The sequence below is a fragment of the Gordonibacter pamelaeae genome, assembly GCF_003340385.1.
GTDB lineage: Bacteria > Actinomycetota > Coriobacteriia > Coriobacteriales > Eggerthellaceae > Gordonibacter > Gordonibacter pamelaeae.
Genome location: NZ_PPTS01000001.1, coordinates 539,619 through 563,960, shown reverse-complemented (window position 1 = coordinate 563,960; position 24,342 = coordinate 539,619). Strand labels below are relative to the sequence as shown.

The following is a 24,342-nucleotide window of genomic DNA, read 5'->3' as shown; positions in this document are numbered from 1 at the left end:
CTATCAACAGCGAAGGAGAACGCTTCCATCAGAGAAATCCCAGGTGGAGTTACTTCACTGTCAAGCAAATTTTGCCGGAACATCCTACGGAGGCCAGAAAGGAGGGGCCCGTTGTAGAAAACCAGTGATTACTGTGCCATTCGATGCCGACTTCTCGATGTTCATCCGTTTATCTGCAAGCACGCATGCGGCAACCTGCAATAGAACGCAACGAGAACGTCATCCGCCCACTCCCAAGGGTAGCGGGCAGTTGGAAACCCTCGCAATGAGGCGCCGAGCATCCACTGCGCGAGGGGCTTCGTGCATTTTTTGGAGCCGCATGCTTTTCCTCAGTTGCAAGCCTATAATAGACAATTAGTTTGATTATCGAAGTATTGTCGACTCTTACGCGGAAGCCCGTTAGCAGTAGGTGGGGCAGGCGCATCTTGGTCGAAGGCAGGAGAAACATCGTGGGCAGTGCATTGGTGGGATTCGGCAAGGCGGTTCCGGCGCTTGAGGTGCAAAACGACGACCTGAAGGCGCTCGTCGACACGAACGACGAGTGGATCAGGACGCGCACCGGTATCGAGAGCAGGCACGTGGCCGTAGGCGAGTCGAACGCCGACCTGGCCGAGCAGGCGGCGCGCGAGGCGCTGGGCTGGGACGCGGGCGGCTTCGCCGAGCGATGCCTCGAAGCGGGCGAGATCGACCTCGTGGTGTTCGCCACCATCACGCCGGACACGGTGGTGCCTTCGATGGCAGGCCTGCTGCGCCGCCGCCTGGGCCTCGAGAACGCCATCGCCTTCGACGTGAACGCCGCCTGCACGGGCTTCGTCTACGGCCTGACCGTGGCCGAGGTCCTGATGGCCGCGAGCGCACCGAAAACCCCGGGCGCCGCCGGGCGCAACCCCGTGCGCCGCGCCCTCGTGGTGGGAGCCGAGCGCCTGACCCGCCTGACGAACTGGGCCGACCGCAACACGTGCGTGCTGTTCGGCGACGGCGCCGGCGCGGCCGTGCTCGAGTGGAGCGACGAGCGCCCCGGCATCCTGGGCAGCTACATCGTGAACGAGGACGATGCGACCAACGCGCTGTCCTGCCCCGCGACATACGACGCGCCCCAACCGTTCGACGCCAACGGCATCGCGCCGGCGGTCGCGGACACGGACGCGGCGGCCGCGCAGATCGCCGACGAGCTCGCCGTGCGCGAGGCCATCGAGGACGGCCGCCCGCGCCAGACCATCTACATGAACGGCCAGAAGGTGTTCAAGTTCGCCGCCGAAGCCATGACCGTCGCCGTCAACCAGGTGCTCGACCGCGCCGGCGTCGCGCTGGACGAGGTGGCCTGCATCGTCCCCCATCAGGCCAACGAGCGCATCATCAAGTACGCCGCCAAGAAGCTCGACCGCCCGATGAGCCTGTTCCAGCTCTCCATCGCCCACGCCGGCAACACCTCGGCCGCCAGCCTGCCCATGGCGCTGGCCGAGGCGTACGCCGCCGGCCGCATCAAGCCCGGCGACAAGGTAGTGCTCGTGGCCTTCGGCGGCGGCTTCACCAGCGGCGCCGTGGTGTACGAGGCGTAAGCACCACCACGTCCGTCGTCGCTTGCACCGGCGCCTGCTACGTGTCGGGAAGGATCGCCTACCTCCGCCCCACGGCGCGGGTGACGGCGCGGGCGCAGGCAACGGCGGCCACGGCCTTCACCAAGTCGGGGATCGCGAAGGGGGCGATGGTGACGGCGAACGCAGCGGCGAGGTCCACCCCGACCACCGCGGCGTACTGCACGCAGCCGCACGTGTACGTCACGACGATGAACACGAGGCAGGCGGCCAGGTCGACAGCCCACGCGCGCCTTCCCGCAAGCCTACCGCCGGAGGCGCCGCCGCCAAGCGCGCGGCGCAGCGCCGCCCGTACGGCGAGAGCCGCGGCCGCGGCCAGCATATACCCCCACAGGTAGCCGCCCGTCGGGCCCAGCAGCATGCCGATGCCGCCGCGCATGCCCGAGAACATCGGCAGCCCCACCGCGCCGAGCGCCAGATAGCCCGCAATAGCTGCCAGGCACTCGCGCGGCGTGAGCGCGAGCAGGGCGAACATGAGCGCGAACATCTGCAGCGTGAGCAGCACGGGACCGAAGGGTATGGCAACCCACGCGGACACGCCCATGAGCGCGATCGTGAGCCCCACGAACGCGATCGAGCGCGTCCTCCCCCGCATGCCCGCCGCCTTCTTTCCCCGCATCGCCTGCTCGTCCATGTGCGTTCCCTTCCTGCATGCGGCCTGCTCGCCGCTTCCGTCAGATCGCGTCGCAGTATAGAAGAGCCCGCCGGTTCGCGTAAACCAGCGGGCTCTTCCCGGGTTGACAATCAGGGTGACAACCGTTCGGCGAGCGGGATGCCGCGCACCGCCCCGCTAGAACTTCGCGGTGATCTCGCCGCGCTCCAACTTCCGCAGGCGCCTCATCTCCACGATGATGAAGATGACGGTGACGAAGATGGACAGGAAGTCCGCCATGGGCGTGGCGAAGTACAGCGCGTCGAGCCCGGTGAACTGGGGCAGCACGTGCGGCAGCACCTCGGGCAGCGCGAACAGCAGCGGCACGAGGAACAGGATCTGGCGCGTGAGCGACAGCACGATGGACTTCGCCGGCTGCCCCGTGGCCTGGAAGTAGTTCGACCCGACGATCTGGAAGCCCACGAACGGCAGCATGAGCAGCTGCACCTTGAGCGCGAACACGGTGAAGTCCACGAGCCCGTCGTGCGTGATGCCGAACGCCCCCACGATGAACTCGGGGAACAGGTGCACCACCAGCCACATGAGGGCGCCGAGCACCGTGGCGCCGGCGATGCCGTACCACAGCGTCTTGCGCACGCGGTCGATGAGCTTCGCGCCGTAGTTGAAGCCGAGCAGCGGCTGGATGGCCACGGCCACGCCCACGAGCGGCAGCACGGTGAACATGGCCACGCGCTGCACCACGCCGATGGACGCGAGCGCATCGTCGGCGCCGATGGGGCTCAACGCGCCGTACTGCACCAGCAGGTGGTTGATCACGAAGTTCACCACGGCCATGCCCGCCTGCACGGCGAAGCTGGCGAAGCCGAGCGAGAGGATGGTGCCGATGACGCGCAGGTGCGGCGCCATATAGCGGAAGTGCAGCTTGAGCGGCACGTTGCGTGTGAACACGAAGTACCACAGCACCGCGGCGCACGACGCGGCCTGTCCGATGATGGTGGCCAGCGCGCTACCCTCCACGCCCCAGCCCAGCCGGAGGACGAACAGGTAGTTCAGCGCCGTGGACACCACGAGGCCGATGAGCATGGTGACGAGCGCGCGGTTGGGCGCGCCGGCCGTGCGGATGAAGTTGTTCACGCCCATGCCGATGCACTGGAAGATGAAGCCGAAGCAGATGATCTGCAAAAACGCCCGCGCGTAGGGGCGCACGTCGTCGGTGGCGCTCGAGAGCGTGAGCAGGCTGTCGAGGATGGCGGGGTTCAGCGCCGCGATGCCCACGATAGCCGACACCACCACGCTCAGCAGCACCGTGTTGCCCAGGCTGATCTCGGCGTCCACGCGCCTCCCCTCGCCCAGGCGCAGCGCCGCGAGCGCGTTGCCGCCGTTGCCGATGAGCATGGAGATGGCCATGAACACGATCATGATGGGGTTCGCCACGGTTGCCGCCGACAGGCCGATCTCGCCCATGGCCTGCCCGAGGAAGATGGAGTCCACCACGTTGTAGGCGCCGTTCACCACCATGCCGAGGATGGCGGGGATGGCGAACTCGGTGATGAGGCGCGGGATGGACGCCGCGCCCATGCGGCTGACCTTGCTGTCGCGGCCGGGGTTCTTCGGGTCCTTGCCGAGGGGCGCGCCGGTGCTTTCTTCGTTGAGGTCGAGGGGGAGCTTCGCCTTCGTCGCTGTCGCTGCTGCCATGTCTGCGGGGCCTTTCTCATTTTTGCGGAACGAGATATTTTACTCGCGCGCGCAGAGAAAGGAGAATACCCTGTCGGCGGATACACAAAGCAACCACAGCGAAGCGCCGCCAAAGGCGCTTTTCCGCCGACGGGCGGATGATCTACACGAGATGCGCCTCGCCGGAAGCCACCGGCACGCGCGACCCGTCGGACGCGCGCAGGACAAGGCGGCCGAACGCGTCCACCGAGGCCACCGTCCCCTCGGCCACCGGTTCGCCCGCACGGTTCACCATGCGCACGCTGCGCCCTGTGAGGCTGGCATGGGCGGCGTACTCACCTGCGAGGGGCGCGAAGCCCTCGGCCAGCCAAGCGCGGTACAGCGGCGCGAACGCGTGCAAGACCGCGGCGGCCACGTCGTCGACGTTGCCCTCGAAGCCCAGCTCGGGTAGGTAGACGGGAACGTTCTTGCCGCCCACCGCCGCGGCGTCGACAGCATCCGGCGGCTCCACGTTCACGCCGATGCCCACGCACACGCCCCCCGCATGCGCCTCGAGCGAGATACCGCACAGCTTGCGGAAGACGGGTTGGGCGACCGCAGGTTGGTCGGGGCGCTCGCAGAGCGCCCCTTCGCGCCGGAGGTGCGAAGACGAACTCGCAGGTTGGCGTAGTAAGTCAGCGAGGCCGTCCGTGGTGCCCGAGATCGTGGGGATGGCGGAGGCGAAGCGTACTTCGGTACGCGAGTCTCCGGCATCGCCGCGAGATCGGGTGCCGCGACCGGCCGCAGCGTCGAGAAGTTCCGGCGGCCGGGAGGCCGCCGGAACCACCAGGTCGTTCGGCCACTTCACCAGCACGCTTTCCGCGGCTTCGGCGGGGAGCAGCCCGGCCACCGCGCGGCGGACGGCCAGGGCGGTCACGAGGCTCAAGGTGGGGAGCAGGGCGGCGTCCACCGAGGGACGCAGCAGCAGCGACAGGTACAGGCCGCCCTCGGGACTCGCCCAGGTGCGGCCCTGCCTGCCGTAGCCGCCCGTCTGGCGACGGGCGCTCACAGCCAAGCCCTCGGGCTCGCCGGCTTCCAGCGCGCGCTTCACCTCGTCGTTCGTCGAGGTGACCTCGTCGAGCACGCGCAGGCGGAACGCGAGCGGCTCGCTCACAGCCGCGTGGCCTTCCCCACCGCCACGCGGTCGCGCGTCACAGAGGAGCCGTCGGCCAGCACATGGCCCGGCAGCAGCTCGAGAAGCGGCTGCACCACGAAGTCGCGCTCGAGGGCGCGCGGGTGCGGCAGCGTGAGCAGGTCGTTGTCCGTCACGTACAGCTGGTAGTCGATGATGTCGATATCGCAGGTGCGCGGCCCGTTCTCTCTCTCGCGCACGCGGCCCAGGCTGTTCTCGATGGCGTGCAGGTAGCCCAAAAGCTCCTTGGGCGCCAGGCCCGTGCGCAGCAGCACGACGGAGTTCACGAACACGTCCTGGTCGAGATAGTAGGCCGGCTCGCTCTCGTAGAAGCTGGAGATGTCCACGATCTGCGAGTCCGGCAGCGCGCACAGCTCGGTGACGGCCTGGTTCAGAAGCGCGATCTTGCCCTCGCGCTCCTCGCCCGGCTCGGCTACGAGCGGCACGTTGCAACCCAGGCCCAGCAGCGCGTAGGGGCGCAGGTCCTTGAGAGCCTTGGCCGTCTCGGCAACGTTGTGCGTGCGCACCACGTTCGCCCCCAGCTCGCAGGCCATGAGCGCCTCGGCAGCGGACGCCTGGTCGCGTTCGCGCGGCTCGTCGATACGGTACGCGTAGCCGATGTAGCTCTTGCGCGACAGCGCCGCCATCACCGGGTACCCCAGCCGTGCGAACTCCTGGAAGTTGCGCACGAGCTCGATGGTCTGCTTCGGCGTCTTGCCGAAGCCAGGGCCGGGATCGACGCAGATGCGGTCGTGCGCGATGCCCGCCGCCTCGAGCGCGGCTGCCCGGTCGCGCAGGTAGTCGCGCACATCGTTCACCACGTCGTCGTACACGGGATCGTCCTGCATGGTGGCCGGCTCGCCCTGCATGTGCATGACCACGAGCCCGGCGTCGCAGCCGCGCGCCACGTCCACCATGGCGGGGTCGCGGAAGCCGGACACGTCGTTCACGATGGCCGCGCCCGCCTCGACGGCCGCGCGCGCCACCGCAGGCCGGCGCGTGTCGATGCTCACGCACATCCCGCGCTCGGCGAGCGCGCGCACCACGGGCAGCACGCGCGCCAGCTCTTCGTCCACGCTCACGGGCGCGGCTCCGGGCCGGGCGGATTCGCCGCCCACGTCCACGATGGCGGCTCCCTCCTCCACCATCCGCTCGGCGTGCGCGAGCGCGGCATCCCTGTCCTCGTGCTCGCCGCCGTCGGAGAAGGAATCGGGGGTAACGTTCAAGATGCCCATGACGATGGGCATCTTGGTGTCGAACTCGAAATCAGCACAGCGCCAGATCATTTACGCTCTCCGTCGCCTTTCTCGTCGTCGGTGCGGTCGGCGGGCTTCCCGTCCTGCGGCGCGCCCTTGCCGTCGCCCATCATCTCGCGGAAGCCCTTCTCCATCTCGTCGAGGAAGCTCTTCGAGCCGTCAGCGGGCTCTGCAGGGGCCGCGCCCGACGCCTGCGCACCGGCTGCGGCCCCGTCATCCTCATCGGAGGGCTCGCGGAACGGGGGGTTCGGGTTTTGGTCGCCCGGCTCCACCGGCTCCTCTTTCCAGTTCGGGTCGGCGAGCTTGGCATCGCGCTCGCGCGCCGACTGCTCCTCGGCCTCCTTGCGGGCGTTGATCTCGCCCTCGTGCTTCAGGTAGTCATCCCACGTGTTGTCAAGCAGCGCCAGGCACGCCTCGCCCTCCACCGTCTCGCGCTCCAGGAGCACGCTGGCCATGAGGTCCATCTGCTCGCGATGGCTCACGAGGATCTCGTAGGCGCGGTCGTGCGCGTCCTTCATAATGCGGGCGACCTCGTCGTCGATGCGCTTGGCCGTCTCCTCCGAGTAGTCCTGCGTGTTGCCGTAGTCGCGGCCCAGGAACACCTCGTGGTTCGGCTGGCCGAACACCTGCGTGCCCAGCTCGGCGCTCATGCCGTACTGCGTGACGATGGCGCGGGCCATCTTCGTGGCGCGCTCGAGGTCGTTCGAGGCGCCCGTGGTGATGTCGTCGCAGAAGATCTCCTCCGCCACGCGGCCGCCCATGAACACGGCCAGCTCGTCGCGCATCTCGCCGAGCGAGTTGAGCACCTTGTCCTCCTTGGGGATGGACAGCGTGTAGCCCAGCGCGCGGCCGCGCGAGATGATCGAGATCTTGTGCACGGGGTCGGCGTGCGGCAGCAAATGCCCCACCAGGGCGTGGCCGCTCTCGTGGTAGGCGATAGTGTGCTTGGTCTGCTCGTCGAGCACGCGGCCCTTGCGCTCCGGACCGGCGATGACGCGCTCCATGGACTCGCTCACCTCGCGCTGCGTGATGATCTTCTTGCCGCGGCGCGCCGTGAGCAGCGCCGACTCGTTCATGAGGTTCGCCAGGTCGGCGCCCGTGAAGCCCGGCGTGAGCTTGGCCACCTTCGCCAGGTCAACGTCGCTGCCGATGGGCTTGTCCTTGCTGTGCACCTGCAGGATCTTCTCGCGGCCCTTCACGTCGGGCGCGTCCACCACGATCTGGCGGTCGAAGCGGCCGGGGCGCAGCAGGGCGGGGTCGAGCACGTCGGCGCGGTTCGTGGCGGCGATGAGCACCACGGAGTCGTTGCTCTCGAAGCCGTCCATCTCCACGAGCAGCTGGTTGAGCGTCTGCTCGCGCTCGTCGTGGCCGCCGCCCAGGCCCGTGCCGCGCTGGCGGCCCACCGCGTCGATCTCGTCGATGAAGATGATGGCCGGGCTCGCGTCCTTGGCCTGCTGGAACAGGTCGCGCACGCGGGAGGCGCCCACGCCCACGAACATCTCCACGAAGTCCGAGCCCGAGATGCTGAAGAACGGCACGCCCGCCTCGCCGGCGACGGCGCGCGCGAGCAGCGTCTTGCCGGTGCCCGGAGGGCCCACAAGCAAGCAGCCGCGGGGGATCTTCGCGCCCATGGACTGGTACTTCGCCGGGTTCGCCAGGAAGTCCTTGATCTCCTGCATCTCCTCCACGGCCTCGTCCACGCCGGCCACGTCGGAGAACTTCACGTCCGGGCGCTCCTCGATGGACTTCTTCGTCTTGGCCTTGCCGAACGACATCTGCGAGTTGTTCGCCTTCTGCATGGAGTTGAAGAAGAAGAACAGCAGCGCGCCGATGGCGATGATGGGCAGCAGCGTGATGAGCAGGTCCATGAAGCCGGACGGCAGGTTCACCTGGTAGGGGATGTTCGGGTGCGCGGCCATGAGCTCGCCGAGCGAGTCCTGGCCCACGTAGGTGGACGTGAAGTTGCGCTCGCTGCCGAGGGTGGCCGCGTTGACGTCGGTGGTGCCCACGCCGCCCAGCGCCTTGCCGGTGTCGGGGTTCTTGAGCGTGGCCATGCGCGCGTTGAGCGCCTGGAACGCGTCGTTGAACGCGTTGGCCGCCGTCGAGCCTGCCGTGACGGCCGGGTAGTACGAGCCGGACACGGTATGCCCGCCGGCGTCGTACACGACCTTCGTGACGCGGTCCTGCTCCACCGCCTGCACGAACTCCGACGTGATGAGGCCGTCGGTCTGCGTGGTGCTGGACATGTTCATGAACTGCTGGCCCACGAAGAAGGCCACGATCAGGAACAGGACGACCGAGATGATGGTCGTCCGAGGACTTGGCTGCTGGAACTGCGACTTCTTGTTGTTGTTCTTGTTATCCTGTGCCATGGAGCCTGACTTTCCTTCCCGAACGGCCGGCTGCGGCTTCCGGCGCGGACTTCCCATCCGCCGCCTGCTAAAGCCGCCTCCGCACGCTTACCTGGCGGGCTGGACGGCACCCGTTCGGTGCGCCTCCGTCCGCCGCGGGTACGTCGTTATTGGTAGATCTCCGGCTTCAAGATGCCGATGCAGGGCAGGTTGCGATAGCGTTCCGCGTAGTCCAGCCCGTAACCCACGATGAAATCGTCGGGGCACTCGAAACCGAGGTATTTGCAGTCGATCTTCGCCTGCGCGGGCGTCTTCTTCCGCAGAAGCGTGGCCACTTCGAGGGAGGCCGGATGACGCGACGACAGGTTTTTCAGCAAGTACGTCAAGGTGAGACCGGAGTCGAGGATATCCTCGGCCACGATCACGTGGCGCCCTTCGATCTCGGACGTGAGGTCTTTCAGGATGCGTACGACGCCGGAGCTCTTCGCACCGTTGCCGTACGACGAGACGGCCAGGTAGTCCATCTCCACCGGCAGCTCGATCCTGCGGGCCAGGTCCGCCATGAAGATAGCCGCGCCGCGCAGCACGGACACGAGGACGATGCCGCCCTCGTCCGCGGTGCAGGCGTAGTCGCGCGTGATAGCGCGTCCCATCTCGCCCACGCGCCCGGCGATTTCCTCTTCGGTGAACAGCACCTCGGCTAGGTCGTTGTGCACAGTTCGCATCCTCTTCGTCACATCCGCGCCCGCCGCGCCCCGTCCCGCGCCGAGGCGCGATACGTGAGCGGAGGCGTCACGCTTACCTTGAGATTCGGTTAGTGTACCATTGCACCCTTCATAAAAGGAGACGAGACGGTAACGCCGGGCCAAGGGCCACGATTTTTACATTTCGCTGCGGGAACAGGGCGTATAGGTTGAAAAAGCAGCGGGTTTCGTTTTCGTCAGCCAGCCGTCAGCGAGCGGCGAACAGGTCGGGGAACTCGTCCAGCAGGCGGCCGACCGGCAGGCCGATGACCGTGTCGAGCGCACCGTCGACGCCCTCCACGAGGCTGGCCCCCTCCCCTTGCACGGCGTAGGCGCCCGCCTTGTCGAACGACTCGCCTTTCCGCAGGTAGTCAGCAATTTCCTCGTCGGTGAGGCTGCGGAACGTGACGGCGGAGCGGTCGACGAACGTGCGAAAGCCCACGGAGATGTCCTCGATGGTCGGCGCGGCCACCATCCACAGCGACACGGCCGTGACCACCTCGTGGGTGCGGCCGGACAGGCGGCGCAGCATGCGCTTGGCGTCCGAGAGGCTGGCGGGCTTGCCGAATATCTCGCCGTCGAGCACGACCATGGTATCGGCGCCCAGCACGGCCGCCATGCCCAGGTAGTTCTCGGACAGCACCTCCTGCACCACGGCGCCGGCCTTGCGCTCGGCCAGCTTCTTCGCCGCCTCGGGCGGGTCGGCCAAAAGGTCGGGCTCCAAGGTCTCGTCGACCTCGGACACGCGCACGGAGAACGCGATGCCCGCGTCCTCCAGCAGCTGCTTGCGCCGCGGCGAGCCGCTGGCCAGGATGATGTCGGGGGCGGGCTCCCCGCCGGAAGCGGCGGCCCCCGCGCTGCACGCGGCCGCCTCGTGGGTGTTCTGTTCGTTATCCATGCCCGGTATTGTAACGCAAGGCCGGGTGCAGAAGGGCGCGAACCCGGCTTCCCGTCACTTCCGCTTTCGGCGTGCGCGGAACGCGGCCATGGGCTCGATGCGCACGCCGCGCTTGTTGGCGCTGACGGCCAGGTCTCCCTGGATGTTCGCCACGTAGCCGCCGCGGGGGGCGCCGGCATCGTCGTAGGCGGCCAGCACGGCTTCCACCGACGCCGCCTCCACGCGCGCCTCGGCGCCCAGCACGAGGCCCAGCACGCGCAGGACGGCGCGGCGCTGCAGCGGGCGCGGCTCGATGCCCAACGCGGGGGCCAGCACGCATCCGGCGCCGTGATCGATGCCCAGGGCCTCCGACCGTTCGATCCACGCCGCATGGCGGTCCGTAAGCGCCTCGGCCTGCGCCTCCAGCATATCGTCCTCGTCGGCGATGAGGTTCATGCTGCGGCACAGCACGTCGAGCAGCTGCGGGTTGCGCTCTTTGGCACGGGGCACGATCTCGTGGCGCACGTAGGCGCGGAACCGGTCCGTGTGGGCGTTCGTGGCATCCTCGCGCCACAGGGCCCCCTCCGCGTCCACGGCCACCGGTTCCCCCGCCCGTTCCCGTTCAACCAGGTAGGCCCGCAGATCGTCGCGGCTCGCATCCAGCAGCGGGCGTACGACCGGCCCGTTGCGGTACCGCATGGCACGGAAGCCGCCCGGCCCCGTGCCCACGATGGAGCGCATGTAGAAGCTCTCCACCCGGTCGTCGGCCGTATGGGCCGTGACGATGCGGCCGTCGGCCAGCGGTGCGGCCGCGTGGCGGCACAGGCTCTCCAGCGCCTCGTTCGCCGCCAGGTAGCGCTCGCGGCGCGCCACGGCCTCCACGTTCTCGCCCGTGCGCCCGGCCTCGCGCGCGATATCGATCTCGCAGGAGAACAGCGGGATGCCCAGCAGCTCGGCCAGCTGCGCCACGAAGCGCGCATCGGCATCGGCGGCGTCGCCGCGCAGACGGTGGTTCACGTGCAGCATGGCCAGCGGCCCCAGCTCGCCGGCCTCGCGCAGCCCGGCAGCCAGGTAGGCGAGCGCCGTGGAGTCCGACCCGCCCGACACCATGAGCAGCGCCGGCATGTCCGGGCCGGCGAGGGCGCGCGCGGCGAGGGTGGATCGCATGCGGTCGATGACGGCTGGCACGGGCATGGGGGCTCCTTACGCGAACAGCGGGGTGGACAGGTAGCGCTCGCCCGTGTCCACCGCGAAGGTGACCACGGTCGCGCCTCGCGCCTCGGGGCGCTCGGCCGCGAGCTTCCGCACGGCGGCGGCGTTTGCGCCCGACGAAATGCCCACGAGCAGGCCCTCGCGGGACGCCAGGTCGCGCGCGGCGGCCAGCGCGTCGTCGGCCGAGACCGCCAGCGCGCCGTCCAGCACGTCCAGGTCGAGCGTGGCGGGGATGAAGTTCGCGCCGATGCCCTGGATGCCGTGGGGCGCGGGCGCAAGCTCCTCGCCGGACAGCGCCTGCGAGACGAGCGGGCTCTCCGCCGGCTCCACGGCGAAGAACCGCGTGGGCGCCCCCTGCGCGCGCAGATGGTGCGCCACGCCCGAAAGCGTGCCGCCAGTGCCCACGCCGGCCACCACGTAGTCGGGGAAGCCGCCTAGCTGGCGCACGATCTCGGGCCCCGTGGTCTCCTCATGGGCGCGAGGGTTGTCCGGGTTCGTGAACTGCCCGACGATCCACGCGCCCGGCACCTCGCGCGCAATCTCCTCGGCACGCGCCACGGCGCCGGCCATGCCCGCCGCCGCCGGCGTGAGCTCCAGCCGCGCCCCGTAGGCGGCCATGAGCGCGCGGCGCTCGCGGCTCATGGACTCGGGCATGGCGATGACCACCTCGTAGCCGCGCGCGGCGCCGATCATGGCCACGGCCACGCCGGTATTGCCGCTCGTGGGCTCCACGAGCACCGTGCGGCCCGGCGCTATCTCGCCCCGCTCCTCGGCGGCATCGATCATCGAGCGGGCCGCGCGGTCCTTGATGGACGCGCCGGGATTCGCCGCCTCGTACTTGGCGAGCACGCGAAGGCCCGTCTCCTGCGAGAGCGCGTCAAGCAGCACGAGCGGGGTCTCGCCGATGAGTTTCGAAATATGGTCTGCCATGTCAATCTCCTAGTGTTTTACTGGGTTTTAGGAAATCGTACCACGTCGGTCGCGCAAGGGAAGGCGCCATCACGGAATCTTCGCGATCCGCCCCGCGCCCTCGAAGCCTACCCCTTCCCCAGGAACTTCCGCTCGAACTCGTCTGGCGGGCAGGGGCGGCCGAACAGGAAGCCCTGGATGCTGTCCAGGCCCATCCCGCTCACGGCCTCGTACTCCTCCGGCACCTCCACGCCCTCCAGGCACACGCGGATGCCCACGTCGTGGCACAGCTCCACCACGAACCGGATGAACGTGGCATCGAACGTGCTGTCGCGGATGTCGCGCACGAACGTGCGGTCGATCTTCACGATATCGGCCGGCGACTGCTTCAGCATGCCCAGCGCCGCGTAGCCCGTGCCGAAGTCGTCCATGGCGATGCGCACGCCCAGCGCCCGCACGCCGGCGAACAGCTTCTGCGCCGCCTCGCTGCTGCTGGCGAAGCAGCTCTCGGTCATCTCCACCACCAGGTTCGCCGGCGGCAGGCCCGTGGCGGCCAGCGCCTCGGCGATGCTGGGCACAAGCTTGGCCTCGTCGAGCTGGCGGTACGACAGGTTCACGCTCATGACGAAGCCGGGGTCCCACGCGCGCCAGCGCGCGGCCGTCTCCATGGCGCGGTGCAGCACCCACGCGCCGAACGGCACGATGAGGCCGCTTTCCTCCAGCAGCGGGATGAACTCCAGCGGCGGCACCTCCCCGCAGGCGTCGCAGCTCCAGCGCGCCAGCGCCTCGGCGCCGATCACGCGCCCGTCTGCGGCGTTCACCTGCGGCTGGAACACCAGCCGGAAGCCCTCGAAGCCGTGCTCGATGCTGTCGCGCAAGCGCTCCACCAGCTCCAGCGTGCGCGAGCGCTCCGCCAGGATGCCCGGCGAGAACGGCACGCGGCGCTTCTTGCCGTGCGCCTTGGCGTACTCCAGCGCATAGTTCGCGAACTTCACCAGGTCCTCGTACGTGTCGGCGTCCGCCGGGTACTGGGCGCAGCCGGCCGAGAGCGTGCAGTAGAACTTCTTGCCCTCGTGCGTCTGCTGGCGGCGGAAGGACTGGTGCAGCGCCTGGTACACGTCGGGCAAGGTGGCGGCGTCGTCCCCGCGCGCCACGACGGCGAATTCGTCGCCATCCAGACGGTACACATGCGCGCGCCCCACGAGCGCGCTCTGGATGCGATGCGCGATGATGCGGATGACGTCGTCGCCGAAGCCGCGGTCGTAGCGGTCGTTGATGTGGCGCAAATCGTCGATCCCCAGCACCATGAGCCCCAGCCGCTCGTCGGGGCGCGTCTCCAAGGCGCGGCGCACCACGTCCTCGAACTCGAACTTGTTGAACAACCCGGTGAGGTGGTCCACCTTGTTCTTCTTCTCCAGGTTGGCGATGAAGCCCGCGAACAGGCTGGGCTCGCCGCTGCCGTCGTGCATGAGCATGCCGCGGCAGCGCAGCCACACGTACTCGCCCGCACGGTTGAGGGCCCGGTACTCCACGCAGTGCCGCGTCGTGCGCCCGTCGACGATGTCCTGGTTGGACTCGAGGAATGCCTGGCGGTCGTCGGGATGCACGTGCGAGCCCCATACGGCCGCCGCATCGGCCACCACCTGCGCCGGCAGGCCGAACTCCTCCACCATGGCCTGCGGGTAGCGGAACACGCCCGTCTTCATGTTGCATACGTAGAGGTAGTCGTCGGTGCTGTCCACCAAGGCGTCGTACAGCAAGTCCACGTCGAACGCGAACGCGCCCACGTCCTCGTCGGTCAGGGCGCTGTTGCGTTCCAACGCCTCCTGTGCACGCGCCTCGCTGCGCCCGATGTGCAGGCGGCGCTTCTGCTCGTACATGCGCTCGTCGGCCATGGTGAGCACCTCGTTGACCTCGGACGTGTCGCTTCCGTGCACCTCGACGATGCCGAAGCAGAAGCCCGTCTCCCTAAGGTCGCCCTTCACGCGACTCGAGAGCAGGTCGTCGGCACGCTCCATCTTGCCGCGCGCCTCGGCGGCATCGCCCTCCACCACGCAGACGAACTCGTCGCCCGAGAGGCGGAAGGCGAACTCCTCGCCCGAGAGCTGGCTGCGCGCCGCGTCGGCCGCAGCCCGCAGCACCACGTCGCCCTCGGCATGGCCGAACCGGTCGTTGATCTCCTTCAGGCGGTTGATGTCGAACAGGCACACGCTGAACACGTCGTCCTCGTCGCGCTCGCGGTCCATGCGCGCCTGCAGGCGACCCTTGCCGACGCGCCGCGTGAGCAGCTCGGTGAGCTCGTCGATGCTGGCCGTCTTCACATCGGTGATGTCCACGGACTGCTGCAGGTGCACGAGCGAGCCGTCGAACCAGCGGATGAGGCTGTCGCAGTTGCGGTACACGCGACCGGTTTTCGAGCTCGTCTCCTCCCATTCCACCAAACGGCCCGGCTCCGCGGCCTCGAGCTTGTCCACGGGGCAGAACGGGCAGCGGCGGTCGAGGTTGCGCTGCAGCGTCTGCCAGCACAGCGTGCCCTCGGGCCGGTCCAGCCCGTAGTCCTCCCTCATGTAGCGGTTCATGTAGAGGATCTCGTCGGTGGCGGGGTCGGTGACGTACACGTTGGCGCGCATGCCGTCGAGGACCGTGTCGAGCGCGAACCGGTAGGCGTCGGCCCGCTCCCCGTCCGTGCGCCCGGCGCCCGGGGACGCGCCGTCCGGACCGCCGGCCCTCGTCTGCCCATCCATGGCTACCGTCCTCCCTCGCGCTCCAGGAGCGCGACCGTCTCGATGTGGTCCGTGTGGGGGAACATGTCCACCGGCTGCAGCGTGCGCAGGCGATAGCCGCGGCGCTCGAGCTGCCGCACGTCGCGCGCCTGCGTCTCGGGATTGCAGGAGATGTACACGGCACGCGCGGGCGCGCACGCCGCCAGCGACTCCAAGAACTCCTCGCTCGAGCCCGCGCGCGGCGGGTCCATGAGCACCACGTCCACCTGCTCGCCGCCGGCGGCGGCCTCGCGCATGAAGGCGCCCGCATCGCCCACGACGAACCGGGCGTTCTCCACGCCGTTGTGCCGGGCGTTCTCGCGCGCGTCGCGGATGGCCGACGCCACGGAGTCCACGCCCACCACCTGCGCCGCGCCGTGCTTGGCGGCCACCAGGCCGATGGTGCCCGTGCCGCAGTACGCGTCCACCGCGCGCTCGGTACCGGAGAAGCGCGCCAGCTCCACGGCCTGCCGGTACAGCACCTCGGTCTGCACGGCGTTCACCTGGTAGAACGACTGGGACGAGATACGGAAGCTCAAGCCGCACAGCTGGTCCAGGATGAACCCGGGGCCGTACAGCACCTGCTCGCGCTCGCCCAGGATCACGTTCGTCTGGCGCTCGTTCACGTTCTGCACGACGGTGGTGATGCCGGGGCAGCGCCTTGCCAACTCGCGGCAGAACGCGCGGGAGCCGGGGAACTCCCGGCCGTTCGTCACCAGCGTCACCAGCATCTCGCCGCTCGTGTGCCCCACGCGCACCACGGCGTGGCGCAGGAAGCCGCTGTGCGCATCCTCGCGGTAGGGCTCGATGCCGAAGCGGGGCATGAGGGAGCGGATGGCCAGGATCACCTGCTTGGCCTGCTCGTTCTCCACGAGGCACCCGTCGGTCGGCACGATGCGGTGCGAGTGGGCGGCGTACATGCCGCAGAGTATCTCGTGGCGCGCCCGCCCCTTCGCGCGGCGGTCGCGCGCCTCGCGGGTGCGGTCGCCGCGCGAGCCCTTGCCCTTCTCGGCCCTGCCGCCCGGCGCACCTGGCAGCTTCTTGCCCGGCGCATACGGGGAGACCACCTTGTTGCGGTAGCGGAACGGGTCGTCCATGCCCAAGATAGGCCGCAGCTCGGCGCCTTCGAACCCGCCGAACAGCTCGGCCACGCGCGCGTCCTTGCGCGCGAGCTGGGCCGCATAGGGCTCGTCCACGTGCTGGCAGGCGCCGCACGCCCGGGCATGGGGGCAGGCGGGCGTCCCTGCGCCGGCGCTCGCGGAGCCGTCCCGAGGGCGGCCGGAACCGTGGGGGGCGTGCGCGTCTTGCAACCGTTTCGTCATTTTCGAACCCGTCTATCGTCATCGCGGAAGGCTACACTATAGTATACGCATCGAAACGCGTACCCGTACCGCGCAACTGAAGGAGCACACATGACCAAGTTCACCAACGTTATCGTCCGCCGCCCCGCCAAGAGCATGGTGGAGGGCATCACGTCGGCACCCGAGCTGGGCAAGCCGGACTACGAGCTGGCATGCAAGCAGCACGACGACTACATCGCGGCCCTCAAGGACTGCGGCGTGGAGGTGACGGTGCTGCCTGCGCTCGAGCAGTTCCCCGACTCCTGCTTCGTGGAGGACCCGGCCGTCGTCACGCGCTGCGGCGCCATCATCACCAACCCCGGCGCAGCCAGCCGCAACGGCGAGAAGGACGAGATCGAGCCCGCCGTGCGCCAGTTCTTCGACGATAGCCGCGTGAAGCACATCGTGAGCCCCGGCACGCTCGACGGCGGCGACGTGATGATGGTGGGCGACCACTTCTACGTGGGGCGCTCCGCGCGCACGAACGAGGAGGGCATCCGCCAGTTCTTCGAGATCCTGGAGGGCTGGGGCCTCGAGGGCTCCGAGGTGCCGCTGGAGCACGTGCTGCATCTGAAGACCGGCGTGAACTACCTGGAGGACGGCAACATGCTGGTGTCCGGCGAATTCGTGACCAAGCCCGACTTCGAGCAGTACCACCGCATCGAGATCCCCGAGGACGAGGCCTACGCCGCCAACTGCATCTGGGTGAACGGCACCGTCATCGTGCCCGAGGGCTACCCCGCCGTCCTGGCGGCCGTGCAGGATGCCGGCTACGAGACCATCACCGTGGACACGTCCGAGTACCGCAAGCTCGACGGCGGCTTGAGCTGCCTTTCCTTGCGCTTCTAGCAAGCGCCCCGAAGGAGGCCGCGCAGTAACGGTTTCCCCACCGTTTCGCGCGGCCTTGCCTTTCGCCCCTATAGTGCGATCCGTATGCAGCCATCAAGAAAGAGGACCCGTCATGAACTTCATCATCCGCTGGCTCGTCACCGCCGTCGCCGTGGGCGTGGCCGTGTGGCTCGTTCCGGGCATGGAGCTCCTCGGCGGCACGGACGCATGGGTGGGCATCGCCATCTTCGGCCTGATCCTGTCGCTCGTCAACATCAGCATCAAGCCCATCATGCAGGTGCTGAGCCTGCCCATCAGCGTGATCACGCTCGGCATCTTCTACCTCGTGGTGAACACGCTCATGCTCTACATCGCCGCGTGGCTGGCGAACGAGATCTTCCAGGTGGGGCTCGTCATTGACTCGTTCGGCAGCGCGTTCGTGGCCTCCATCGTTATCAGCATCGTATCGGCCCTGGTGAACGCCTTGGTAGGCAAAGACTAGCGCAGGGACGCCATCGGGTTGCGCGCGGCATCGCCGGGTTTCGGCGGTGCCGCTTTCGTTTTACGTGGATTCTGGGCGCTTGCCGCGCATATATTTTTGTGCAGCCGTACAATAGGCGCGGAAAAAACGGGCGGGGCGTGCGGCACGAAGCACTGCATATCCCCCGCATACAGGTGAGGAATCCGTATCATGGAACAGCTGAACGACGCCGTCTCGGGCGTCTCCGGATGCGCTTGCGCATCCTCTCCCGACGATGCCTCGTGGCGCGCGAGGGCCGGGCGCGCCGGCAGGCGCGGCGCGCGGTTCGCGGCGCAGCTCGCCATCGTGGTGGCGGTGTACGCCGCCGGATGCGCGCTCGCGTCGGTGCTCCCCATCCACCTGCCGGGCAACATCGTGGGCATGGTGCTCTTGCTCGTGCTTCTGGGGACGGGCCTGCTGAAAGCGCGGCACGTGGGCGATGCGTGCGACTGCTTGCTGGACAACATGTCGCTGTTCTTCATCCCCGCCGGCGTGGCCATCCTGGGATGCGTGTCGTTGCTGGAGGGCAATGCGGCGAAGTTCGCACTCGTCTGCGTGGTGACCACGGTGCTCGTGTTCCTGGCAACCTCGTACACGGTGATGCTCGTGTCGCGCCTGCTGGCGAAGCACAACGTGAGCACGACCGACGGGGAGGCGTAGGAGATGGAGGCGATGGCGCACCTCGGGCTGACCCTTCTGCTGGGAACCGCGGCCTCGTTCGCGGTGTTCAGGCTTTCCGTGCTGCTGTACGAGCGCGTGAAGTCACCGCTGCTCAACCCGCTGCTGGTCACGGTCGCCCTCATCATCGCGACGCTCGTGGCGCTGCGCATCCCGCTGGAGTCGTACGAGCAGAGCGTGCAGCTCATCTCGTTTCTGCTGGGACCGGCCACGGTGGCGCTGGCCTACTCGGTGTACCGCCAGCGCCAGACGCTCAAGGACCACTTCGTGCCCATCTTCGCCGGGTGCCTCGTGGGATCGGTCGTTTCGATGACCAGCGCCTATGCGCTGTGCAAGCTGCTGGGCCTGGACGACGCGCTGGCGCTGTCGTTCATCCCGAAGTCGGTGACCACCCCCATCGCCATCGCGGTGTCCGAACAGCTGGGCGGCGTGACGTCCATCACCGTGGCAGCCGTCATCGTCACCGGCATCCTAGGCGCCATCACCGCCCCGCTCATGGCGCGCCTGTTCCGCGTGCGCGACGGCATCGCCAAGGGCGTGGCCATCGGCACGTGCAGCCATGCGGTGGGCACGACGAAGGCGCTTGAGATGGGCGAGCTGGAAGGCGCCATGAGCGGCGTGAGCATTGCCGTGTCGGGCCTGTTGACCACCGCCATCGTCATCGTGGCGAGCTGCTTTCTGTAGGCGGGGTCCCGCGGGCCGGCAGGCCGCCGGAACCCGTTACTTCAAGCGGTTCACGAACCAGTCGGCCATGGAGATGAGCAGCTCGCGCGAGGAGGACGGGCGCACCATGTCCACCAGGCGGTTCTTCGCTATGCTCGTGAGGTTCTCGGCGTAGTTGCGGGCGTACTCGATGCTGCCCGACGTCTCCATGATGTCCACAGCCTCCGCGAGCACGGCCTGGTCCTTCTCCTTCGACGACAGGATGTCGATGAGACGGTCGCGGTCGTCGGAGTGCTGCAGCGCGTGAACCACCATGAGCGTGCGCTTGCCTTCGGTGATGTCGTTGCGGAAGTCCTTCTTCGTGGACTCCTCGGAACCTATGAGGTTCAGCAGGTCGTCTTGGATCTGGAACGCCAGGCCCGTGTCCAGACCGTAGTTGCGCAACGCCTCGATCTCGGCCTCGGTGCCGCCGCCTATGATGGCGCCGATGGCCAGCGGCACGGCGCCGGAGTAATGCGCCGTCTTGTGAGTGGCCATGACGAGGTAGTCCTCGGGGGTGATGTCGTAGCGGCCGTCGCGCGCCCAGCCGATGTCGAGCGCCTGGCCCTCGATGGTGCGGCGCGTCATCTCTATGAGCTCGTTCACCACGCGCACCTTGGTGGCATCGTCGAGCAGCGGGTCGTTGATAACCGTGCCGTTCACCAACGATAGCGCAAGGTCGCCCATGTTGATGGCCAGCCCCATGCCCTCGGTGAGGTGCAGGCAGGGCTCGCCGCGGCGCAGCTCGGCCTCGTCGGCGATGTCATCATGGATAAGTGCCGCCGTATGGAAATGCTCGATGGCGGCCGCCGCGCTCGTGGCGCGCGCCATGTCGCCGCCCACCGCACGGCAGGCCGCGAAGCAGATGAGCGGACGGTGGCGCTTGCCGCCGTTCTGGCTGTACGCGTTGAGCGGCTCGTACAGGTAGCGGTCCATGTCGGGGTGCGATCCCTGGGGGATGTACGAGTTCACCAGCGTTCCCACCTGGGCGGCGTAGCGGGTGAGGTATTCTTCGAAGGTCTCGGGCGGCTCTTCGATGGCCGCGATGATGTCGTTGATGTTGTCCATAACGCTTTCTTCGCTCGACGGATAGGCTCTGCCCCAAAACGCGCTCATCGCGCTCGCCGCGATAGCTTGAGCAATCGTACCACAAGGTTTTCGCGCACTATGAACAGGCGAGGCGACCGGCAGCATCATCTACGTGAAAACTGCATGGCTGGGGTGGAGTATGCGAAACCGGTGCATGGAGCCTTGCGGGCCGCGAAAAGCACCTAAGCGGCGAGGGCGGCCGGGAGAATGGTAGGGACGGTGGGACTCGAACCCACAAGACCGAGGCCGGCGGATTTTAAGTCCGCTGCGTATGCCAATTCCGCCACGTCCCCACGTAGCTCCGCCTTCGCGTGCGCCTCTTCCCCGAACAGGCGGCGCGTACGGTATATGGTAGCAAACTTTCGGCGCGGGCGGGACGGGGCAATGCGGCCGCAACGCATGCTACACGGCTGCGCGCGCGGCTTCCAGCACGATGCCGTGCAGGATGTCGGACTCGCTCACCGTGAACGACGGCATGCCGGCCAGGTCCAGCACCACCTGCAAGATCACAAGGCCCGCCACGATCACGGGGGCGCGGCCGGGATCGAGGCCTGCCGTGCGGCGGCGCTCATCCAGACCCACGCTGGCCAGCTGGGCGTACACCTCGTCCAGCACGGCGCGCTCCACCACGGACCGATGAACGCGCGACGAGTCGTACTCCGCCATGCGCTCGTGCACCGCCACCACGCTCGTGGCCGTGCCGGCCACCGCCACCACCCGCTCGGGCGCGAACCCGCCGGCGCCCAGGTCGTCGAAGTAGGAGCGCATCTCCTCGGCGATCCACGCGCGGGCACGGCCGAGCTCCTCGTCGGAAGGCGGATCGGCCTCCAGGAACTTCTCGGTCACGCGGCGACACCCGATGTCGAACGAATGCGCCTGAACGGGCGCCTCGCCCGCCCGCCCGGCTACGAGCTCAGTCGAGCCGCCGCCCACGTCCACCACGAGGATGCGCTCGCCCGCGAAGTCGCACGACGCGCCCGCGAACGACAGCGCCGCCTCGCGCTCGCCCGGCACGACGGTCAGCGTGATGCCCGCCTCGGCCAGCAGGGCCACGAACTCGTCGGCGTTGCGGGCATCGCGCGAGGCCGACGTGGCCACGGCCGTCACGGTGATGCCGCCGCCGTCCTCCGGCTCGCACGCGTCGAGGATGGCCTGGTAGCGGGCAACCACGTCGGCCACGCGCTGCATGGCCTCGGGCCTCAACACGCCGGAGGCGTCCACGCCCTCGCCCAGGTTCGTGATGGCGTACTCGCGCCGCAGCTCGTGCAGCGCTCCTGCCTCGTCGATGTCGGCCACGAGCATGCGGCACGTCACCGTACCGATGTCGATGGCAGCATAGCGGCCGGGACGCAGCGTGCCGGGGGCCGTGCAGGTAGGCGCGGGATCCGTCAGATGGGTTGCCATAGGGTCGCTTCCTCCTTGGATGCTTCGGTCGCACGGGCCGCCCCGTGCGCGGGCCGGGCGCGCGCGAATACGGGGCTATTTCACGCCGAACAGGGCGTCGAGCACCGGCGAGTACCACGTCTCGGGCGCCTCCACGCTGCCGGCCACGATGTTCGCCGTGAAGTTCGAGCCCTCGTCGTTGCCGGCGTCGGCGGCAAGGCCGTGCACGTTGGCGGTCTGCTCGCCCTCCGGCACCCAGCCGAACTGCTCGTGCGCGCGGTCCTCGATGCCGGCGTCCGTCTGCAGCGTGCCCACCTCGGACTCGAGCGAGGCATTGCGCTGCTCGATGGCCGCGTACTCCGCCTGGAGCCGGTCGTGCTCGCGTACCGAATGGTACAGCTGCTGCGTCGGAGTGTACAAAAACCAGCACGTGAGCAGAAGGCACGCGACAAAACCGAGGCCGGCGATGGCCTTCGGCGACTGTTTTCCCGAGGAGAGCAGTGCGAGCGGATTGAGCGATGCGAGCGAGAACGTGCGCGCCTTGCCGGCTGCGTCGTTCTGCATGCGCGCGGCGCGCTTGTGGTTGGAGCCCATCTCGCCCTTGTACACGGCCGCGCGCGATCCCGCGGACGGCGCATCGGTTGCGCGGCTGCCGCCGAACTGCTTGTCGAACTTCTTGTCGGCACGGTCCTTCTGGCGCCTGCGGCGGAACTCCTGCAGGCGCGAGCGCTTATCGGGGGCTTCGTCCTCCGCCTCGCCGCGATCAGCGGAACGCTCGTCGGGCTCGTCGAGGTCGACGAAGGATTGCCTGGCATGGGCGCCCCGGCAACGGCGCGGCGCGGTGCCGGCAGGTTCGATGCGGGAACCGCGGTCGGCGTACGCGGTAACGGCGGCCCGCGCCGAGGAGGCGGGGAAATCATCGACGATAGAACGCGGCCGGGCAGGATTTACGAGGGAAGCCGTGCGCGGTGCGGTGCCGGAGATGCGCGCGGCATCCGAGAGGGGCCGCGAGGCCGCGTAACGGGCAGAGGCGCCCGCGCGCCCGGCTGGGCGCACCGATGCGGAAACGCCCTGCTCCACGCTGCCGGCAGGGCGCCTCCGCGAGGGCCGCAAAGGCGCAGCGACAGACGAGCGCCTTGCGCCCGAATCGCGTTTTACCTCGTCAAACGAAAGTATATTCGCTTGGTTGCCCAATGGAGTGCGCTCCTCTTAGCATCGTGGTTCGTTGATGGTGGGTGTAATGCCAGAAGCTTGCTCAAGGATACCACAGAAGCAGGGGCCCCGCCACCGGACGCAGGCGCACAGCCGGCCCGTTGAGAAACCGTTGAATCGCGGCCCGAAGCGCGGGTGAAACCGTAAAAAACGCCGCTCGAGGGCGGCGTTCTCAAGGACTAGAGATCGAGCTTCTTAATATAAGAACTCCATTTTTCGAACGACTCGTCGCTGATGGCATGCTCCATGAGGCACGCCTCGCGCTCGGCTTGCTCCTCGGGAATGCCGAGGGCCTTCGTGAGGAACGAGAACAGCATGTGATGGCGGTCGAGCACCGACGTTCCATAGGCGTAGCCCTCTTCGGTAAGCGTGATGTCGCCGTAGTACGGCTGGTCGGCCAGGCCCTTCTCCTTCAGGGACGTCACGGCCTTGTTGACCGACGCTTTGGACACGCCGAGCTTCGTCGCGATGTCGACCGAACGAACCGACGCCTCCGTCGTACCGCCCAACATGACGATGGCCTCGAGATAATCTTCGTGCGACATGGACATTTTTTCCACAGGAACCCTCCTTCGCGCCTCGCCCATGGTACCACACCCCTCGCCCCCTCCGAAAGGGCGGCATCAGCCCCCCCCCGTAGTCCCCGAGCGTTGCACGCCGGGAGGCAGAAAGCGTCGCGGCCGGTCGCACTCGAAACGGTGGGCCGCGAAGTTTGACAGCCTGCCACAGGAAAACGCAGATCCGAGAGAACGCCGAAGGCGAAGATGAGAAGAGGCTGAAAGGGAGGAGTGCCGACGGGGGAAGAGGGGGGGGGATCCCCCGTCGGCGATGCTGTGCGGCGAATGACCAGACGAGAGGAGCCTTCGCCGCCGTGTCAGCAAGAAGAGGAGGCAGAGAGCTCGAGCGTTCCGTTGGCGCCTGCCTTGCGCTTGAGGAGCTTCGCTGTCGCTTTCTGACATTTGTTAGTCTATGCTAACTTACGTGCGAGGTCAAGGGGTGCTGGGCGATAGTTTGCCTTGGTTTACAATTCCTCCATATATTGGATTTCCCTGCGCCCGCGCCTGCCGAGCGCCTACCGAGCGCTTCCCTGCTTGGCGGCGCGCTCAATGTCGGCGACCAGGGCATCTGCGACTCCGCACCCGGTGCACCCAGCGCAGCCTCCTGCCGCGCAGCCGCCCTTCGCCGGGCCTCCTCCGTGGTCGTGGCAGTCGCAGGTGCCGCGGCGCACCAGGCGTCGCACGGCTAGCACGGCCAGCACCGCAATAACAAGGCCGATGATGACGGTTGCCGGACTTATCTCCAATGGCAGCACGAGCCGCCTCCTTTCCACGGCGCCGCTTTCCGGCGCATTGCTTTTCGCACAGATGATTCGCGAGAAATATCCTCACGCGCTCGCGTCAGTCCGAACGCACCGAACGGCGGGCGCA

The 24,342-nt window shown here is 68.1% G+C and carries 21 protein-coding genes and 1 tRNA gene; 5 read left to right on the top strand and 17 right to left on the bottom strand.

Annotation, left to right across the window (positions count from 1 at the left end; all coding sequences use genetic code 11):
• Nucleotides 1-449 precede the first annotated feature (449 nt).
• Nucleotides 450-1,559 (top strand): 3-oxoacyl-ACP synthase III family protein, encoded by a 1,110-nt coding sequence (locus C1877_RS02445; protein ID WP_041239228.1) that lies wholly within the window; start codon nt 450-452, stop codon nt 1,557-1,559.
• Between the two features lie 58 nt (nt 1,560-1,617).
• Here the strand turns inward: C1877_RS02445 and C1877_RS02440 are convergent, their stop codons facing one another.
• The 11 genes from C1877_RS02440 to rlmD form a co-directional block, all read right to left on the bottom strand.
• The gene (locus C1877_RS02440; RefSeq protein ID WP_227154927.1) at nt 1,618-2,229 is read right to left on the bottom strand and encodes a biotin transporter BioY; all 612 of its coding nucleotides are present in this window, start codon (nt 2,227-2,229) and stop codon (nt 1,618-1,620) included.
• Between the two features lie 156 nt (nt 2,230-2,385).
• On the bottom strand, nt 2,386-3,903 hold the full coding sequence (locus C1877_RS02435; protein ID WP_015539444.1) for an MATE family efflux transporter: 1,518 nt from the start codon (nt 3,901-3,903) through the stop codon (nt 2,386-2,388).
• Nucleotides 3,904-4,045: 142 nt separating this feature from the next.
• On the bottom strand, nt 4,046-5,035 hold the full coding sequence (locus tag C1877_RS02430) for a biotin--[acetyl-CoA-carboxylase] ligase (protein WP_114568260.1): 990 nt from the start codon (nt 5,033-5,035) through the stop codon (nt 4,046-4,048).
• A complete protein-coding gene (gene folP, locus C1877_RS02425) occupies nt 5,032-6,339 on the bottom strand; it encodes a dihydropteroate synthase (protein WP_114568259.1) in 1,308 nt (435 codons plus the stop codon). The genes C1877_RS02430 and folP overlap by 4 nt, the downstream gene beginning before the upstream one ends.
• Nucleotides 6,336-8,681: an ATP-dependent zinc metalloprotease FtsH gene (gene ftsH / locus C1877_RS02420; protein WP_015539443.1), complete on the bottom strand. Its 2,346-nt coding sequence runs from the start codon at nt 8,679-8,681 to the stop codon at nt 6,336-6,338. The genes folP and ftsH overlap by 4 nt, the downstream gene beginning before the upstream one ends.
• Before the next feature lie 146 nt (nt 8,682-8,827).
• Entirely contained in the window at nt 8,828-9,376 is a 549-nt protein-coding gene (gene hpt / locus C1877_RS02415) for a hypoxanthine phosphoribosyltransferase (protein ID WP_041239226.1), read from the bottom strand.
• Nucleotides 9,377-9,611: 235 nt separating this feature from the next.
• Nucleotides 9,612-10,301: a Maf family protein gene (locus tag C1877_RS02410; protein ID WP_015539442.1), complete on the bottom strand. Its 690-nt coding sequence runs from the start codon at nt 10,299-10,301 to the stop codon at nt 9,612-9,614.
• A gap of 54 nt (nt 10,302-10,355) precedes the next feature.
• Nucleotides 10,356-11,474: a tRNA lysidine(34) synthetase TilS gene (gene tilS / locus C1877_RS02405; RefSeq protein WP_114568258.1), complete on the bottom strand. Its 1,119-nt coding sequence runs from the start codon at nt 11,472-11,474 to the stop codon at nt 10,356-10,358.
• 9 nt (nt 11,475-11,483) lie between these two features.
• The gene (cysK, locus tag C1877_RS02400) at nt 11,484-12,422 is read right to left on the bottom strand and encodes a cysteine synthase A (protein ID WP_114568257.1); all 939 of its coding nucleotides are present in this window, start codon (nt 12,420-12,422) and stop codon (nt 11,484-11,486) included.
• 107 nt (nt 12,423-12,529) lie between these two features.
• Nucleotides 12,530-15,145 (bottom strand): bifunctional diguanylate cyclase/phosphodiesterase, encoded by a 2,616-nt coding sequence (locus tag C1877_RS02395; protein ID WP_015539441.1) that lies wholly within the window; start codon nt 15,143-15,145, stop codon nt 12,530-12,532.
• Between the two features lie 2 nt (nt 15,146-15,147).
• Nucleotides 15,148-16,485, bottom strand: coding sequence for a 23S rRNA (uracil(1939)-C(5))-methyltransferase RlmD (rlmD, locus tag C1877_RS02390; RefSeq protein ID WP_114568256.1), 1,338 nt, complete (start codon nt 16,483-16,485; stop codon nt 15,148-15,150).
• Between the two features lie 90 nt (nt 16,486-16,575).
• Here rlmD and C1877_RS02385 point away from each other — a divergent pair, with 90 nt between their 5' ends.
• From C1877_RS02385 to C1877_RS02370, 4 genes are all read left to right on the top strand, one after another.
• Complete coding sequence (locus C1877_RS02385) at nt 16,576-17,352, top strand: dimethylarginine dimethylaminohydrolase family protein (RefSeq protein WP_114568255.1); 777 nt, start codon at nt 16,576-16,578, stop codon at nt 17,350-17,352.
• Between the two features lie 112 nt (nt 17,353-17,464).
• Complete coding sequence (locus C1877_RS02380; RefSeq protein WP_114568254.1) at nt 17,465-17,833, top strand: phage holin family protein; 369 nt, start codon at nt 17,465-17,467, stop codon at nt 17,831-17,833.
• Between the two features lie 189 nt (nt 17,834-18,022).
• On the top strand, nt 18,023-18,511 hold the full coding sequence (locus tag C1877_RS02375) for a CidA/LrgA family protein (protein ID WP_114568253.1): 489 nt from the start codon (nt 18,023-18,025) through the stop codon (nt 18,509-18,511).
• 3 nt (nt 18,512-18,514) lie between these two features.
• Entirely contained in the window at nt 18,515-19,213 is a 699-nt protein-coding gene (locus C1877_RS02370; protein WP_114568252.1) for an LrgB family protein, read from the top strand.
• Between the two features lie 36 nt (nt 19,214-19,249).
• Here C1877_RS02370 and C1877_RS02365 read toward each other — a convergent pair whose 3' ends face one another.
• The 6 genes from C1877_RS02365 to C1877_RS02340 form a co-directional block, all read right to left on the bottom strand.
• Nucleotides 19,250-20,299 carry a polyprenyl synthetase family protein gene (locus C1877_RS02365; protein ID WP_015539437.1) on the bottom strand — a complete coding sequence of 350 codons (1,050 nt, stop codon included), beginning with the start codon at nt 20,297-20,299 and terminating at the stop codon, nt 19,250-19,252.
• A gap of 229 nt (nt 20,300-20,528) precedes the next feature.
• Nucleotides 20,529-20,613 (bottom strand) — tRNA-Leu (locus tag C1877_RS02360).
• 109 nt (nt 20,614-20,722) lie between these two features.
• Nucleotides 20,723-21,724: a Ppx/GppA phosphatase family protein gene (locus tag C1877_RS02355; protein WP_015539436.1), complete on the bottom strand. Its 1,002-nt coding sequence runs from the start codon at nt 21,722-21,724 to the stop codon at nt 20,723-20,725.
• A gap of 75 nt (nt 21,725-21,799) precedes the next feature.
• Nucleotides 21,800-22,783 (bottom strand): FtsB family cell division protein, encoded by a 984-nt coding sequence (locus tag C1877_RS02350; protein WP_244909770.1) that lies wholly within the window; start codon nt 22,781-22,783, stop codon nt 21,800-21,802.
• A gap of 311 nt (nt 22,784-23,094) precedes the next feature.
• Nucleotides 23,095-23,475: a metal-dependent transcriptional regulator gene (locus C1877_RS02345; RefSeq protein ID WP_041239223.1), complete on the bottom strand. Its 381-nt coding sequence runs from the start codon at nt 23,473-23,475 to the stop codon at nt 23,095-23,097.
• 512 nt (nt 23,476-23,987) lie between these two features.
• Nucleotides 23,988-24,227, bottom strand: a complete 240-nt coding sequence (locus C1877_RS02340; RefSeq protein WP_087190010.1) for a hypothetical protein — start codon at nt 24,225-24,227, stop codon at nt 23,988-23,990.
• Nucleotides 24,228-24,342: the final 115 nt, after the last annotated feature.

Excerpts from the sequence above, each read along its gene's own strand:
- C1877_RS02440 (WP_227154927.1), bottom strand. The coding sequence starts at position 2,229 with ATGGACGAGCAGGCGATGCGGGGAAAGAAGGCGGCGGGCATGCGGGGG.
- C1877_RS02435 (WP_015539444.1), bottom strand. The coding sequence starts at position 3,903 with ATGGCAGCAGCGACAGCGACGAAGGCGAAGCTCCCCCTCGACCTCAAC.
- folP (WP_114568259.1), bottom strand. The coding sequence starts at position 6,339 with ATGATCTGGCGCTGTGCTGATTTCGAGTTCGACACCAAGATGCCCATC.
- ftsH (WP_015539443.1), bottom strand. The coding sequence starts at position 8,681 with ATGGCACAGGATAACAAGAACAACAACAAGAAGTCGCAGTTCCAGCAG.
- C1877_RS02410 (WP_015539442.1), bottom strand. The coding sequence starts at position 10,301 with ATGGATAACGAACAGAACACCCACGAGGCGGCCGCGTGCAGCGCGGGG.
- tilS (WP_114568258.1), bottom strand. The coding sequence starts at position 11,474 with ATGCCCGTGCCAGCCGTCATCGACCGCATGCGATCCACCCTCGCCGCG.
- cysK (WP_114568257.1), bottom strand. The coding sequence starts at position 12,422 with ATGGCAGACCATATTTCGAAACTCATCGGCGAGACCCCGCTCGTGCTG.
- C1877_RS02395 (WP_015539441.1), bottom strand. The coding sequence starts at position 15,145 with ATGGATGGGCAGACGAGGGCCGGCGGTCCGGACGGCGCGTCCCCGGGC.
- rlmD (WP_114568256.1), bottom strand. The coding sequence starts at position 16,485 with ATGACGAAACGGTTGCAAGACGCGCACGCCCCCCACGGTTCCGGCCGC.
- C1877_RS02385 (WP_114568255.1), top strand. The coding sequence starts at position 16,576 with ATGACCAAGTTCACCAACGTTATCGTCCGCCGCCCCGCCAAGAGCATG.
- C1877_RS02380 (WP_114568254.1), top strand. The coding sequence starts at position 17,465 with ATGAACTTCATCATCCGCTGGCTCGTCACCGCCGTCGCCGTGGGCGTG.
- C1877_RS02375 (WP_114568253.1), top strand. The coding sequence starts at position 18,023 with ATGGAACAGCTGAACGACGCCGTCTCGGGCGTCTCCGGATGCGCTTGC.
- C1877_RS02370 (WP_114568252.1), top strand. The coding sequence starts at position 18,515 with ATGGAGGCGATGGCGCACCTCGGGCTGACCCTTCTGCTGGGAACCGCG.
- C1877_RS02365 (WP_015539437.1), bottom strand. The coding sequence starts at position 20,299 with ATGGACAACATCAACGACATCATCGCGGCCATCGAAGAGCCGCCCGAG.
- C1877_RS02355 (WP_015539436.1), bottom strand. The coding sequence starts at position 21,724 with ATGGCAACCCATCTGACGGATCCCGCGCCTACCTGCACGGCCCCCGGC.